13 protein-coding genes are annotated in these 14,115 nt (G+C 60.6%); 5 read left to right on the forward strand and 8 right to left on the reverse strand.

Annotated features, from left to right (window positions below; genetic code table 11):
- Window positions 1–44: 44 nt before the first annotated feature.
- From K0F88_RS18620 to K0F88_RS18635, 4 genes are all read right to left on the reverse strand, one after another.
- The gene (locus K0F88_RS18620) at window positions 45–599 is read right to left on the reverse strand and encodes a tetratricopeptide repeat protein (protein ID WP_219096041.1); all 555 of its coding nucleotides are present in this window, start codon (window positions 597–599) and stop codon (window positions 45–47) included.
- Between the two features lie 225 nt (window positions 600–824).
- Window positions 825–2,108, reverse strand: a complete 1,284-nt coding sequence (gene hemL / locus K0F88_RS18625) for a glutamate-1-semialdehyde 2,1-aminomutase (protein WP_219096042.1) — start codon at window positions 2,106–2,108, stop codon at window positions 825–827.
- A gap of 15 nt (window positions 2,109–2,123) precedes the next feature.
- Window positions 2,124–2,747 (reverse strand): thiamine phosphate synthase, encoded by a 624-nt coding sequence (thiE, locus tag K0F88_RS18630; RefSeq protein WP_219096043.1) that lies wholly within the window; start codon window positions 2,745–2,747, stop codon window positions 2,124–2,126.
- Window positions 2,748–2,779: 32 nt separating this feature from the next.
- On the reverse strand, window positions 2,780–3,577 hold the full coding sequence (locus K0F88_RS18635; RefSeq protein WP_219096044.1) for a hydroxymethylpyrimidine/phosphomethylpyrimidine kinase: 798 nt from the start codon (window positions 3,575–3,577) through the stop codon (window positions 2,780–2,782).
- A 295-nt stretch (window positions 3,578–3,872) separates the two neighbouring features.
- Here K0F88_RS18635 and K0F88_RS18640 point away from each other — a divergent pair, with 295 nt between their 5' ends.
- From K0F88_RS18640 to K0F88_RS18655, 4 genes are all read left to right on the forward strand, one after another.
- Window positions 3,873–6,257 carry a hybrid sensor histidine kinase/response regulator gene (locus K0F88_RS18640; protein WP_219096045.1) on the forward strand — a complete coding sequence of 795 codons (2,385 nt, stop codon included), beginning with the start codon at window positions 3,873–3,875 and terminating at the stop codon, window positions 6,255–6,257.
- 74 nt (window positions 6,258–6,331) lie between these two features.
- Window positions 6,332–7,981 (forward strand): acyl-CoA dehydrogenase family protein, encoded by a 1,650-nt coding sequence (locus K0F88_RS18645; RefSeq protein WP_219096046.1) that lies wholly within the window; start codon window positions 6,332–6,334, stop codon window positions 7,979–7,981.
- A gap of 146 nt (window positions 7,982–8,127) precedes the next feature.
- On the forward strand, window positions 8,128–9,627 hold the full coding sequence (amn, locus tag K0F88_RS18650) for an AMP nucleosidase (protein ID WP_169858286.1): 1,500 nt from the start codon (window positions 8,128–8,130) through the stop codon (window positions 9,625–9,627).
- A gap of 70 nt (window positions 9,628–9,697) precedes the next feature.
- Window positions 9,698–10,339, forward strand: a complete 642-nt coding sequence (locus tag K0F88_RS18655; protein WP_257605296.1) for a pseudouridine synthase — start codon at window positions 9,698–9,700, stop codon at window positions 10,337–10,339.
- Here K0F88_RS18655 and K0F88_RS18660 read toward each other — a convergent pair.
- Both K0F88_RS18660 and K0F88_RS18665 read right to left on the reverse strand, forming a co-directional pair.
- A complete protein-coding gene (locus tag K0F88_RS18660) occupies window positions 10,334–10,543 on the reverse strand; it encodes a DUF2788 domain-containing protein (RefSeq protein ID WP_007937369.1) in 210 nt (69 codons plus the stop codon). The genes K0F88_RS18655 and K0F88_RS18660 overlap by 6 nt on opposite strands.
- Window positions 10,544–10,754: 211 nt before the next feature.
- On the reverse strand, window positions 10,755–11,234 hold the full coding sequence (locus K0F88_RS18665) for an Lrp/AsnC family transcriptional regulator (protein ID WP_007894448.1): 480 nt from the start codon (window positions 11,232–11,234) through the stop codon (window positions 10,755–10,757).
- A 435-nt stretch (window positions 11,235–11,669) separates the two neighbouring features.
- On the opposite strand from K0F88_RS18665, the gene K0F88_RS18670 reads away from it, so the two are divergent.
- Complete coding sequence (locus tag K0F88_RS18670) at window positions 11,670–12,692, forward strand: DUF6515 family protein (protein WP_094470496.1); 1,023 nt, start codon at window positions 11,670–11,672, stop codon at window positions 12,690–12,692.
- On the opposite strand, the gene K0F88_RS18675 is transcribed toward K0F88_RS18670, so the two are convergent.
- Entirely contained in the window at window positions 12,677–13,582 is a 906-nt protein-coding gene (locus K0F88_RS18675) for a cation diffusion facilitator family transporter (RefSeq protein ID WP_219096047.1), read from the reverse strand. The two genes, K0F88_RS18670 and K0F88_RS18675, sit on opposite strands and share 16 nt — an antisense overlap.
- A gap of 29 nt (window positions 13,583–13,611) precedes the next feature.
- Window positions 13,612–14,031: a polyribonucleotide nucleotidyltransferase gene (locus tag K0F88_RS18680; RefSeq protein WP_094470498.1), complete on the reverse strand. Its 420-nt coding sequence runs from the start codon at window positions 14,029–14,031 to the stop codon at window positions 13,612–13,614.
- Window positions 14,032–14,115 lie beyond the last annotated feature (84 nt).

A 14,115-nucleotide genomic window follows, 5' to 3' on the forward strand; every position in this document is an offset into this window, starting at 1 on the left:
GACCGAGGCTTGCCCGCGAAGGCGACAGAAGGGTCGAAGAAGATTTAAGGCAGCGGCGAAAACGGCGTGCGCCCATCGGCGCTTTGCAATTCCATCAGGTATTTACGGAATATTTGCCCCAGCACCTGGGTAGCGACTTCCAGATCTTCGCGCGGCATCTTCTCGGCCACTTCATCCGCCGTGTCCAACGCATCTTCAGCGCCGTTGACCGCGGCCATTTTCAGCACGATGTACGCCTGAACGTTATTGGCCGGTACACCTTCGCCGTGAAAGAACATGGTGCCGAGTTTGAATTGCGCCTGGGCGTGGCCTTGCAGTGAAGCCTTTTCGAAGTAATCCAGGGCTTTCTTGAGGTCGCGTGGGGTGTTTTTGCCGTCGTAGTAGAACTCACCCAACTCGTATTGCGCTTGTGCATCCCCTTCATCCGACGCTTTCTGGCAGGCGGCAAGCGCTTGCGTCAGGTCTTGCGGCTGAGTATTGAGGGTGCAGCGACCCATCGCTGGGATTAACAACGAGTTGCCGCCTGCTTGTGCGAGCGCGAGCAGGGGCTGAAGGAGCAACAGGCAGCCCAGTGCAAGGGCGCGGCCGGTGCGGTTCATGGGAATCGACTTACCTCTGAAGGGCGCGCGGACCCATCGAGGGGATCCAATAAGCGCGCATTATGAAATAAGCAGGGCCAACCTTACAAAGTCTTTACTCGTTTTTCTGCTGCGCGGGGAATATATCGCCCAATTCACGGGGGATTATTAGCAGAAGCACAGGAATAAGGGTGTAAATCCAGGTGAAAGCTGACGCTGGCAATCACCAACGTCAGCGGATCAACGTTATTTCAATGCAGCGAATGCACGCTCGGCGGCATCCAGCGTCAGTTTCAGCTCGGTTTCGCCATGAGCGATCGAGGTGAAGCCGGCTTCGAAAGCGCTCGGCGCCAGGTACACGCCGCCTTCGAGCATCAAGTGGAAGAAGCGACCGAACAGCTTGGCGTCGCTGGCCATCACATCATCGAAGGTCACGATGTCGTCGGCACCGCTGAAGTACAGACCAAACATACCGCCGGCCTGAGTAGTCACGAACGGAATGCCCGCGGCATCGGCGCGCTGTTGCAAACCATCGAGCAAGCGGCTGGTGTAGTTGCTCAGCTCGGCGTGAAAACCGGGACGGCTGATCAGGCGCAGCGTGGTCAGACCCGCCGCCATCGCCAATGGATTGCCCGACAGAGTGCCAGCCTGATAGACAGGGCCCAATGGCGCGATGTGCGACATGATTTCGCGCTTGCCGCCGAAACAACCGACCGGCATGCCGCCACCGATGATCTTGCCGAACGTGCTCAGGTCCGGCGTCACGCCGAAGTGCGCTTGTGCGCCGCCGAGGGCAACGCGGAAACCGGTCATCACTTCGTCGAAAATCAGCACCACGCCGTGCTTGTCGCACTGGGTCCGCAGGCCTTCGAGGAAACCTGGCGCTGGTGGTACGCAGTTCATGTTGCCGGCAACCGGCTCGACGATGATGCAGGCCACGTCCTGGCCGACGTCGGCGAGCATGGCTTCGACCGCGTCGATGTCGTTGAACGGCAACGTCAGGGTGTGCTTGGCAAAATCCGCCGGCACACCGGCCGAGCTCGGCACACCTTGGGTCAAAGCGCCGGAGCCGGCCTTGACCAGCAGGCTGTCAGAGTGACCGTGGTAGCAGCCTTCGAACTTGATAATGTTGTCGCGACCGGTGAAACCACGGGCCAGACGGATGGCGCTCATGGTCGCTTCGGTGCCGGAGCTGACCATGCGCACCATTTCCATCGACGGCACGATCGAGCAGACCAGATCGGCCATCTCGGTTTCCATCGCGGTCGGGGCACCGTAGGACAATCCGTGCTCAAGCTGTTTACGCACTGCGTCCAGCACGTCCGGGTGGCTGTGGCCGAGAATCATCGGGCCCCAGGAACCGACGTAGTCAACGTAACGCTTGTCGTCTTCGTCGGTGACGTAGGCGCCTTCGGCGTGTTTGAAGAACAACGGTGTGCCGCCCACGCTTTTGAACGCGCGAACAGGCGAGTTCACGCCACCGGGGATGTGTTTCTGGGCATTGGCAAACAGCGTTTCGGAACGAGACATGATCGGGCTCTCAAATCAGATTTTCAGTAATTCGTTGAATGCGCGGGCGCGACGTGTCACTTCAGCCGTGCTCTGGGCGCCAAACAGGCCATGCACCACCGCCAGCAAGTCGACCCCGTGGGCCACCAGCGGGGCGGCGTTTTCGAGGGTGATGCCGCCAATCGCGCAGATCGGCAGGTGCAGTTTGCTGCGGGCCTGGTCGAGCAGTTCGAGGCTGCAGGTCGGTGCGCCGGGTTTGGTATTGGAATTGAAGAAGCGACCGAAGGCGACGTAACTGGCGCCTTCCTTGGCTGCTTGCTCGGCAAGTTCGAGTTGCGCGTGGCAAGTCGAACCGATGATCGCCTGGCGACCGAGCAGCGCGCGGGTCGGCGACAAGGGGCCGTCGGTCTGGCCCAGGTGCACGCCGACATTCAGGCGTGCGGCCAGTTCGGCGTCATCGTTGATGATCAGTTGTGTCTTGTAGCGATCACACAAGTCGCGCAGGGCTTCGGCCTCACGCAAGCGTCGGGCCTCGTCGCTGCTCTTGTCGCGGTATTGCAGCAGGGTGACGCCGCCTTCCAGCGCTGCTTCCACGTACATGAGAAATTTACCGGCCAGCAACTGGCTGTCGGTAACGGCGTACAGGCCACGTAGTTTCATCGGACAAGCCTCACCGCGTTGCGAATAGAAAGTTACGAACAGAAATCCAGCGGCAGACGGCGCGGCACGAACTGGCCTTTGCCCAGTTGCTCCGCGTCACGCAGGGTACGCCAAGTGTAGTTAAGCGCGGTCTGCACAGCGCTGGCGAGATGTTCACCCTGGGCCAGTCGGCCGGCCAGGGCGCTGGCCAGGGTGCAACCGGAACCGTGATAACTGCCGGGCAAGCGTTGGCAGGTAAAGGTTTCGCGGTGGCCATCGCGGCTGTACAGGCGATTGTGGATTTCGTGTTCGTCGCCATGGCCGCCCGTGATCAGCAGGTGCTTGACGAACGGCAGGAGTTTTTCAGCGCACTCGTCCGCGGTACCTTCGGGCAGTTCGGCGAGGATGCGGGCTTCGGGAAGGTTGGGGGTGGCGATGATGGACAGGGGCAGCAGGCGCTCACGCATGGCGTAGCCGACTTCATCCTTGCCCAGGCGTCCGCCGCCACCGGCGCGCAACACCGGGTCGCAGACCACCGGCAAATGCGGGTGTGCCGAGAGCAGTTCGACGACTGTGTCGACCATCTCCAGGGAACCGAGCATGCCCAGTTTCACGGCAGCGACCTCGGAGTCGTTGAGCACGGCGTTGGCCTGGGCCAGCACCCACTCGCGGTCGAGCACGCGAAAGTCAGTGACGTTGACCGTGTCTTGCACGGTCAGGGCGGTAACGGCCGGGGCCGCATGACAACCCTGGGCGAGCAGGGCTTCGATATCTGCCTGCAAGCCGGCGCCACCACTTGGGTCGTGGCCGGAGAGACAGAGGACAACGGGGCGAGAGCTGTAGATATTCATGGTGCGCGAGCTTACCACCAGTCGACCAACGAGTCATGAGAGTGACTTGCTACAGGAATGTGTGAAACGGCCGATGCATTGTCACAGGCTGGCCGTATCAATAAATCGGCTCCAATCATGCCGCTGGAACGCCCGTACTAGAGCCTCCGCAGGAAATATTTCAATGGTGCTCAATGGCCATCAACGGCTATGCTAGAGTGGATCCAAACCAATAACAGGTAATGCCGGTTTTACGTCTACTCAAAGGGAATGAGGGGCTTCCTGAGATAACCGGACAGGCCACGCTGGGGCTTAAATGCGCTATTTGCTGATGTTGCTGTTGTGCTTGCCCCTCATGGTGAGCGCCGTCGAATTCGATGAATTCACCCAGAGCCTTCCCCTAGGCCGAACCCTGCAGGTGTATGAAGACGCGGGCAGTCAGGCGACCATCGCCGATGTCCGTGCGCAAGCCGCGGCCGGTAACTTCAAGCCCCACGATAAAGCCACCCTCAACGCCGGTTATTCGCGTTCGGTGTTCTGGCTGAAAATCGATCTGCATTACCGTCCGTCGAACCCGGCGGCGCAACGGACCTGGCTGCTGGAACTGGCCTATCCGCCCCTCGATCACCTCGATCTCTATTTACCTGATGCTGGCGGTGAGTATCGATTGGTCCGGCAAACAGGCGATGCGTTGCCGTTTGCCAGTCGCGAGCTCCGCCAGAACAACTACCTGTTCGATCTAAGTTTCACCCCTGGCCAGACGCAAACCGTGTACTTGCGCCTGCAAAGCGAAGGGTCGATCCAGGCGCCCGTCACCTTGTGGTCGAGCACCGCTTACCTCGAAGAACAGCCGGTCCGCCTTTATGTGCTGGGGCTGATCTATGGCGTGTTGTTGGGAATGCTGGTCTACAACCTGTTCATCTACCTCAGCGTGCGCGACACCAGCTACCTCTATTACATCTTCTACATCGCTTCCTTCGGCTTGTATCAGCTGTCAGTGAACGGCGCAGCCGTGGAATATTTCTGGCCGGACAATCCGTGGTGGGCCAACGCCGCGACGCCGTTCTTCATCGGGTGCGCCGGACTGTTCGGCAGCCAGTTCGCCCGCAGCTTCTTGCAGACGGCCAGCCACAGTCGCTGGCTCGACCGTCTGCTGTTGGCGCTGGTGGCGTTCAGTGCGGTGGTGGTCGGGTTGTCGTTGATGGCCAGTTACGCCCTGGCTTTGCGCCTGGCAACCGCCTTGGCATTGGTCTTCACCGTGGTGATTTTTATCGCCGGGCTGTGCGCCTGGCTGCGTGGCCTGCGGGTGGCACGGTATTTCATCATCGCCTGGTCGGCTTTCCTGCTCGGTGGCATCGTCAACACGATGATGGTGTTGGGTTACCTGCCGAACGTGTTCCTGACCATGTATTCCAGCCAGATTGGTTCGGCCATTGAAGTGGCGCTGCTGTCTCTGGCGTTGGCCGACCGCATCAACGCCATGCGCGAGCAGCAGGCGCAGACGCTGTTCGATGCCGGTCAAAAGCTCGAAGTGCTGAACCAGCAACTGGCCCACAGCAACAAGCTCAAGGACGAATTCCTCGCCACCCTGACCCACGAATTGCGCACGCCCATGAACGGTGTGATCGGTTCGCTTGAATTGATGCAGACCGTCGAGATGGACCCGGAGCTGGAGCAATACCAGCAAACCGCCGCCGGATCCGCGCGAGACATGATGCGCATGGTCAACGGCATCCTGACCCTGACCGAATTGCAGGCTGGCAAGCTTAAAGTCAGTTCGGCAACGTTCAGCCTGCGCGGCGTGGTCGAGACCTTGCGCGCCCAGTTCGAGGGCAATGCTTCAAGCAAGTCGCTGGACTTCAAAGTGGAAGTGTCGCCGGGCTTGCCGGATCGCTTGAACGGCGACAGCGTCAAGCTGGCGCAATGCCTGGAATGCCTGTTGGACAACGCCATCAAATTCACCCGGGTCGGCGGGCTGGCCCTTCGCGTGACGGGCAAACCGGTGGAAAACGGTCGGATGTCGCTGTCGTTTGCGGTGATCGACACCGGTATCGGCTTCACCGATCTGGGAGAGGCGACGATGTATCAGCGCTTCTTCCAACTCGACGGCTCGATGACCCGTGAATACGGCGGCCTGGGCGTAGGCCTGGCGATTTGCCGGCAACTGGTCGAATTGCTCGGCGGGCGCCTGACCCATCGATCCGAGCCCGGCAGCGGTAGCCGTTTCCAGTTGGACGTCGAGTTCGAACTGCCCGTGGTCGAGCGGCCGGCAGTGCCCTTGATGACCCGCGAGTTTTCGCGTCTTCGGTTGCCACAGGACTGCACGGTGCTGCTGGTGGATGACAACAGCATCAATCAATTGGTGATGCGTGGCATGTTGCTCAAGCTCGGGTTCCGGGTGCGCGCCACCGACAGCGGTGCGGCCGCGCTCGATCTCTTGCAGCGAGAAACCTTCGATGCGGTGCTGCTCGATTGTCAGTTGCCGACGCTGAATGGCACCGCCCTTTGCTGCCAGATCCGAGCCTTGCCGGGCTGTGCCGAGTTGCCGGTGTTCGTGATTGCCGTGAGCGCCGATCGGGAGCGCTGTCCGACGGGAGCCTTGATCGATTACCTGAGCAAACCGGTGAAATTCGAGGATCTGCAAGCGGCGCTCTATCGCCGGGTACTCTGTTCGGGGCAAGGCGAAAGCGCCGACATTTAGGCAGGTATGACACTTTGTTCAGCCCGGGGGCGGTGCTTAACTGAATTCCCTTGGCTGACCAAAGGAGCCCCGTCATGAACCTGCATCAGTTCGCCGAAACCCACGAAGTCACCAACCAGCCACCGTCGCTGGATGGCACCAACCTCTACCGTATCGACCTGCCTTTGCAGGAGTGGTCGCGGCGTTTCGGGGCCGGTTGGGCCGAGTCGCGGATTGACGCGTATGGCGCACTGGCTGGCGGGCCGCTGATGGAAGCAGGGTTCCTGGCCAATCAGAACAAACCGGTGTTCGTCAGCCATGACCGTTACGGCCATCGCATCGACCTGGTGGAATTTCACCCGGCGTATCACGAGCTGATGCGCACGGCGGTCGAACACGGTTTGACCTCGTTGCCCTGGACGCATCCGCAGTCCGGCACCCATGTGGCTCGCGCGTCCATGTCGTACCTGCACAGCCAGGCCGAAGCCGGCAGCGGTTGCCCGCTGACCATGACCTTCGCCAGCGTCCCGGCGATGCGCCTGCAACCAGATCTGGCTGAGCAGTGGCTGCCGAAAATCCTCTCGACCGAATACGACCCGCGCAATGTCGGTATGGCCCACAAGGCCGGTGTCACCATCGGCATGGCGATGACCGAGAAGCAGGGCGGCACCGACGTGCGGGCCAACACCACCAAGGCGTACCCGGTTGGCGCCAGTGGCCCGGGCCAAGCCTATGAATTGGTCGGGCACAAGTGGTTCTGTTCCGCGCCGATGTGCGATGCCTTCCTGACGTTGGCGCAGACCGACAAGGGCTTGACCTGTTTCCTGCTGCCACGCCATCGCCCGGACGACACGCGCAATCAGTTCTACATCCAGCGCCTGAAGAACAAACTCGGCAATTGCTCCAACGCCTCCAGCGAAGTGGAGTTCCGTGGCGCGCTGGCGTGGATGGTCGGTGAAGAAGGGCGCGGGGTTCCGACCATCATCGAGATGGTTGCCATGACCCGCTTCGATTGCATGGTCGGTTCCAGCTCGCTGATGCGTCAGGCGCTGACACAGGCCAGCCATCACTGCGCTCACCGCAGCGTCGGTGGCAAGTTGCTTAGCGAACAGCCGTTGATGCAGAACGTACTCGCCGATCTGGCGCTGGAAAGCGAAGCGGCTTTGGCCTTGAGCCTGCGCATGGGCAAGGCGCTGGATCATCTGGATGACAGCCACGAAGCCAAATTCGCCCGACTGGTGACGGCGGTAGGCAAGTACTGGATCTGCAAGCGCGCGCCCGCAATGATCAACGAAGCCGCCGAATGCATGGGCGGTGCGGGGTATGTCGAGGAAAGCATCCTCCCGCGTCTGTACCGTGAGGCACCGGTCAATTCGACGTGGGAAGGTTCCGGCAACGTGCAATGCCTGGACGTGTTGCGCGCATTGTCCAAGGAGCCGGGTGTGCTCGATGTGCTGTTCAGCGAGCTGGGCGATGGCCATGGCGATAAGCGCCTGGCCGCGCACATCAGCCAGTTGCAAACGGCGTTCAAAGACACCAGCGATATTCAATACCGTGCGCGGCAGCTCACTGAAGACATTGCGTTGGGGCTTCAGGCCAAGCTGTTGCTGGAGGCCGGAAACTCGGCGGTCAGCGATGCCTTCATCGCCAGCCGCCTCGGTTCGGCCGGCCGGGTGTATGGCGCGTTGCCGCGTGGGCTGGATGTTGAAGCGATCGTCGCCCGCTCGACCCCGCAAGGATTCTGATCGCATTTGATCAACACCACTGAACCTGTGGGGGCGGGCTTGCCCGCGATTGCGGTTTTACATTCAACATCAATGTTGGCTGATAGACAGCTATCGCGGGCAAGCCCGCTCCCACAGGGTTCCCGTGAAGCGATGATGCAGGCAAGATGAAGCTCTGCAAGTCAGAACACAGGATGCTGATCGTGACCGAAGCTTTTATTGTCGTTCAAACCGCCGAGCAAGCCGTGGACCGGCTTGCGCTCTTGCACAATCGTGCAACCACCGCGCTGAACCAGGCGCTCAAGCGTTATCTCAAGGACCGAGTCGAGCCGGACGCTGAACAGCGTGCGATGTTTCGTTATCCCGAGCTGCGTCTGACCTACCACTGCCAGGGCGAAGTCCCACAGACCACGCGCGCTTACGCCAAGGTTCAGTTGCCCGGAACCTACAGTGTTACCGTCACCCATCCGGCGGCGTTCCGTAAATACCTGCTGGAACAACTCGTGCCGTTGATGCACGACTTCACCGTGACCGTGGAAGTCGGCATCAGCCAGCAGAACATTCCCTATCCCTACGTGGTCGAGCAGGGCGATGAACTGGCCGGCTCCGGCGTCACGGCTGCCGTGCTGGCGCGGGTGTTCCCGAGTACCGACCTGTCCGCCGCCACCGACGGCATTGCCGATGGCTTGTACGACTGGGAAAACACCGATCCGCTGCCATTGGCCCTGTTCGATGCCGCGCGGGTCGATTTCTCCCTGCGCCGACTGGTGCATTACACCGGCAGCGACTGGCGTCATGTGCAGCCGTGGATTCTGCTGACCAACTACCACCGTTACGTCGACCAATTCATCGTCCATGGTTTGGAACAGTTGCGCAGCGACCCGCGTTTCGTGCGCATGGTATTGCCCGGCAACGTGATCATCGAAAAGAGCATGGACCACGGCGAAGCCTCGGCGATTGCTGCGGGCGTGGTGTGGCACCGCTATCAGATGCCGGCTTATCACCTGATCGCCAGTGACGGCCATGGCGTGACCCTGGTGAACATTGGTGTCGGCCCGTCCAACGCCAAGAACATCACCGACCATTTGGCCGTGCTGCGTCCACATTGCTGGCTGATGATCGGCCACTGCGGCGGCTTGCGTCAGTCGCAGACCATTGGCGACTACGTACTGGCTCACGCTTATATGCGTCGTGACGGGATTCTCGACCGGGTGGTGCCGCCGAACATTCCAATTCCGGCCCTGGCCGAAGTGCAGATGGCCTTGCAGCAAGCGGCCGCCAACATCACCGGCGAAAAGGGCGACGAGCTGAAGAAACGCCTGCGCACCGGCACCGTGCTGACTTACGACGACCGTAACTGGGAATTGCGCTGGGCGCAGGAACGTCCACTGATCAACTTGTCCCGCGCCGTGGCGGTGGACATGGAAAGCGGCACCATCGCGGCCCAAGGCTACCGCCTGCGGGTGCCCTATGGCACGTTGCTTTGTGTGTCGGACAAACCGCTGCACAGCGAAATCAAGCTGCCGGGTTCGGCCAACGCGTTCTATGAACGCGCGGTCAGCCAGCACTTGAAGATCGGCATCGAGGCGGTGGATCTGTTGCGCACCGAACTCAACTCGCTGCACTCGCGCAAACTGCGCAGCTTCGACGAGCCGCCGTTCCGCTGATTCGTGATGGTCATTTGACGGTCAGGGCACTAGCATTGGCAGCCCTGACCGTTAGATGCTCCTCTTTCCCATGTCCCGTCCCCAACGTCCCGTTTCTCGCCGCCCTGGCGCGAAGCCTGCGCCATCCTCCCCAGCCCCGCGCCGTGTTGCCAAAGCGCCGCCGGCCGAGCCGAAGCTGATCCTGTTCAACAAACCCTTCGATGTGCTGACCCAGTTCAGCGACGAAGGAGGGCGGGCGACGCTCAAGGATTACATCGAGATTCCGGGGATCTATCCGGCAGGGCGGCTGGACCGCGACAGTGAAGGATTACTGCTGCTGACCAATGATGGCCAGCTGCAAGCGCGAATCGCCGACCCGAAACACAAGCTGGCGAAGACTTACTGGGTGCAGGTGGAGGGCGAACCGAGCGCTGAGCAGTTGCAGCGTTTGCGTGACGGCGTCGAACTGAACGACGGCATGACCTTGCCCGCCGAGGCACGGCAACTGGAGGAGCCAGAGCTGTGGCCACGCCACCCGCCGGTGCGCTTTCGCAAAAGCGTGCCGACCAGCTGGCTGGAATTGGTGATTCGCGAGGGGCGCAACCGTCAGGTGCGGCGCATGACGGCGGCGGTCGGCTTGCCGACGTTGCGTCTGGTACGGGTCAGAATTGGCGACTGGACGATCGAAGGGCTCGATCAAGGCCAGTGGAAGGAAGTGCCGGCGCGGTTATAACGTGCCGGATTCGATCAGGCCGATCACTACGCTTTTGATCACGAACGCAGCCACGCCCAGACCCAGTACGAAGAACAGGATGAACGAGCCAAAGCGGCCGGCCTTGGATTTTTTCGCCAGATCCCAGACGATGAAACCCATGAAAATGATCAGGATGCTGACCAGTCCGGTCATCATCCACTCTTCGAATACGGCAGGATCCATTGAGTATCTCCAGCGCGGGCGGGGCTAAAAGGCGCTGGAGTATACGGCATGGGGGAGTGCTGGAGGATTGACCTGCGGCAGTGTGTCGCAGCTATTCGTCGCCTGTGCCGGCCCCTTCGCGGGCAAGCCCGCTCCCACAAGGTTTTGTGTCGATCGCAATTCTGTGACCGACACATAACCTGTGGGAGCGGGCTTGCCCGCGATGGCGTACTTAGCTGCGCAGATGGGTTAAAGGTAGCTCGGTACTATTGAGCACCTGGTTCAACACAAAACTCGAACGAACGCTGGTCACCCCTTCAATTCGGGTCAAATGCCCCAGCAGCAGTTTCTGATAGTGATCCATGTCCGGCACGACGACTTTAAGCTGATAGTCCGCATCCATCCCCGTGACCAAACTGCATTCCAGCACCTGCGGCAAGGTGCGAATCGCGGCTTCAAAGTTCTCGAAACGCTCCGGCGTATGTCGGTCCATGCCGATCAGCACGTATGCCGTGAGGCTCAAACCGAGCATCTTGCGGTCCAGCAGTGCCACCTGGCGGGTGATGTAGCCATCGTCTTCCAGTTGCTTGACCCGGCGTGAGCAAGGCGAAGGCGACAGGCCGATGCGTTCGGCCAGCTCCTGGTTGGAGATGCGCGCGTCGCGCTGCAATTCCGCCAAAATGCTCAAGTCGTATCGGTCGAGTTTGCTCATCAATCAGGCCTTTGTCATAACTATTGCGGCAGATTATCTATCCAGGGTTAAAAATTGCGCAAGTGATGTTTAATTGAGCAATATTCGCAATCCTCTGCCGGCGCCTGCGGCCTATTCTTATCACCAGAATCACTGCTCGGACAAACAGTCCACAGCCGCTCGCCCAATCAGGCCGGCGGCGGCCGCCACCCCCATCGGGGATGTGCCGGCCCCCGAGCTACACACTGTCCAGAAGACGGCGTGAGGTGAGCCGACGTCATAAGCGTCGAGCACGGACGAAGTTCTCAAAGGGAGGCCGACGGGTCTCCCTTTTCTTTTGCCTTCAATTTAAGCCCAGCCCTCAATAAATAAGTTGCGCGACTGATAACCTGTTGCAGAACCGCTCTGTACTTTCCCAGTCTTACGTACAGGCCCTAACCCGCAGTGAGGAAAAGCATGAAGTCGCGCATCTGGCGTTTGGCCGGTGTTGGTTTGCTGTGTGTGAGTGTCACTGCGCAATCGCTGGCCGATGATCAGCAAAACCGTGGTCCCGATGGCGGGCAACGTGGATCGGACGGCCAGCAGGGCAACAATCAGGGGCATGGCGGCAATAATCAGCCGCGCCCGCAGAACAACGACATCATTCGTGGCGACAACAGCCGCCAGTTCGAACACAACGGCCAGAATCAGAACAACGGCCAGTGGCAGAACCGCCAGCCGCCCAACTACAACAATCCGGTTCGACCACCGCCGCCACCGCCGCAACTGCCGGCCAATGACCTGCCGATCCAAGGGCGGCCTGACACCGTGCGCCAGACCCAGCAGCCACAGCGTGGTTATTATCAGGACAACCCACAGCGCAACAATTACAACCAGCAATGGCAGAACAACGGTCCACGTCCCGATGATCGCCATTGGGCGGGTCGTCCGGATGGGCACGGTAATGGCTGGGGCCCCGGCCCGCAATATCGCCCGGGTCATGTGATCGACCGCTTCCCGGACCGTGACTACCGCGTGCCATATGGTGGTCGGGATTATTTCTATTCCGGCGGCTACTGGTACCGCCCGCAAGGCCCGCGTTATGTGGTGGTTCAACCGCCTCGCGGAATTCGAGTCAGCTACTTGCCTGACTACGCACGTGAAGTGTGGATCGGCGGGGCGCTGCTGTTCCTGGCGGCCGGTTCGTATTACGCCTATCAGGAAAACACCCAGGATTACGTAGTGGTCGAGCCGCCGGTGCAAATGCAGCCGCAGCCGCAGCCGGTCAGCAACAGTTACGACGTGGAGGCCTATCCGGCCAACGGGCAGTCGCCGGAACAGGTCAACCAGGACGGTTACGAGTGTTATCAATACGCGGTGCAACAAAGTGGCTTCAATCCGCGGACGGCTACCTACCAGCCAGACCCGTCGGTGGTACAAGCCTATCGCCAGGCACAGGGCAATTGCCTGGGCAGTCGCGGCTATCAGGTTTCTTTCTGAGCCTTGGCAGTCAGCACCACTTCCTGCGGGTCGGCGTGCACCAGCACTTCGGCTCGCGGGTAGGCGGCGTGAATCGCATCGGCGGCTTGATCGCTGATGCCGTGAGCGACTGACAGGGTCAGGTCCCCCGGCAATTCCAAGTGCAGCTGCACGAACCACTGGTTGCCGGAAATCCGCGTGCGCAGGTCATGCGCGCCCAAAACCCCCGTAACGCCGCAGGCGAGCTCAAGCATGTGCTGGCTCACATCCGGCGGCAGTTCCTCATCCATCAGCACCGTAAAACTTTCCTTGGCGATCTGAATCGCGCTCCAGAAAATGTACGCAGCGATTGCCAGGCCGAACCAGGGGTCGACCTGATGCCAGCCAAACCCGGCCAACACCAGCGCCACGAGAATGCTGCCATTGAGCAGCATGTCCGAGCGGTAGTGCAGGGAGTCGGCGCGCACCGCATTGGAGCCTGTGGCCTTGACCACCCGATGTTGCAACATCAGCAACGCCAGGGTCAGCGCCAGGGAGAACACAATGACCCCGATGCTGATCCACGGCGCGCCCACCGGTTCCGGATGTTTCAGCCGCTCGATCGCCTGCAAAGAAATCAGCACCGCACTACCGCCAATGAACAGCGCTTGAGCCATGCCCGCCAGCGACTCGGCCTTGCCATGCCCGTAACGGTGATCGTCATCGGCCGGACGCAAGGCGTAATGCACCGCCAGAAGATTGAGCAGGGAGGTGACGCCGTCGAGCGCCGAGTCGGTCAACCCGGCGAGCATGCTCACCGAACCGCTCAACCACCAGGCGATGGCTTTGGCGACGATCAGCGTACATGCCACCGCCACCGAGGCACGGGTCGCCAGCCGCAGCAGGCGGGCGTGTTCGGAGCTGGAGATCATAGGTGCGGCTATTCCTTTAAATGCACGGGTTACGCGGCAGGCTGCAGGCCAAACATGGCCAGTTGCTGAGTGCTGCCTTTGTGTTGAATCAGGCGTGGGTCATCCAGAGGGAAGCTGCGACCCAACTCGGTTTCGAGAATAGTCTGCAACTTATGGTTATCAACTTTGCCGTCGGCGCCGATCGCTTCCTTGAGTTTTTCCGGAGCCACTTGGGCCGTGTGGCCGGGCTCGAAGTAAATCGCCCCGGTGGCGAAGTCGACGGCAAACGCGATCAGGCCGGGGATGATGTAGAACAGCAAGCCCACGGCATCCAGCGCCGCAATGGCCGGGTCGATCTTGCCGTCAATCTGCCCCCGACGGTCGGGGTAGAAAATCGATCCGCACGCGGTGACCTGGGTGAGCAGGGTGGCGACCAATACACCGCCAATCAGGCGAAAGGGAACACGCATGAGAAATCTCCTGAGTCATCTGGTAAACGAAGGGGCGTCCATATGAATTAGGACCGTGATAAAGCCCGGACAGTTCGCCGTTAT

It is taken from the genome of Pseudomonas sp. UMAB-40 (assembly GCF_900095275.1).
Lineage (GTDB): Bacteria > Pseudomonadota > Gammaproteobacteria > Pseudomonadales > Pseudomonadaceae > Aquipseudomonas > Aquipseudomonas mandelii_B.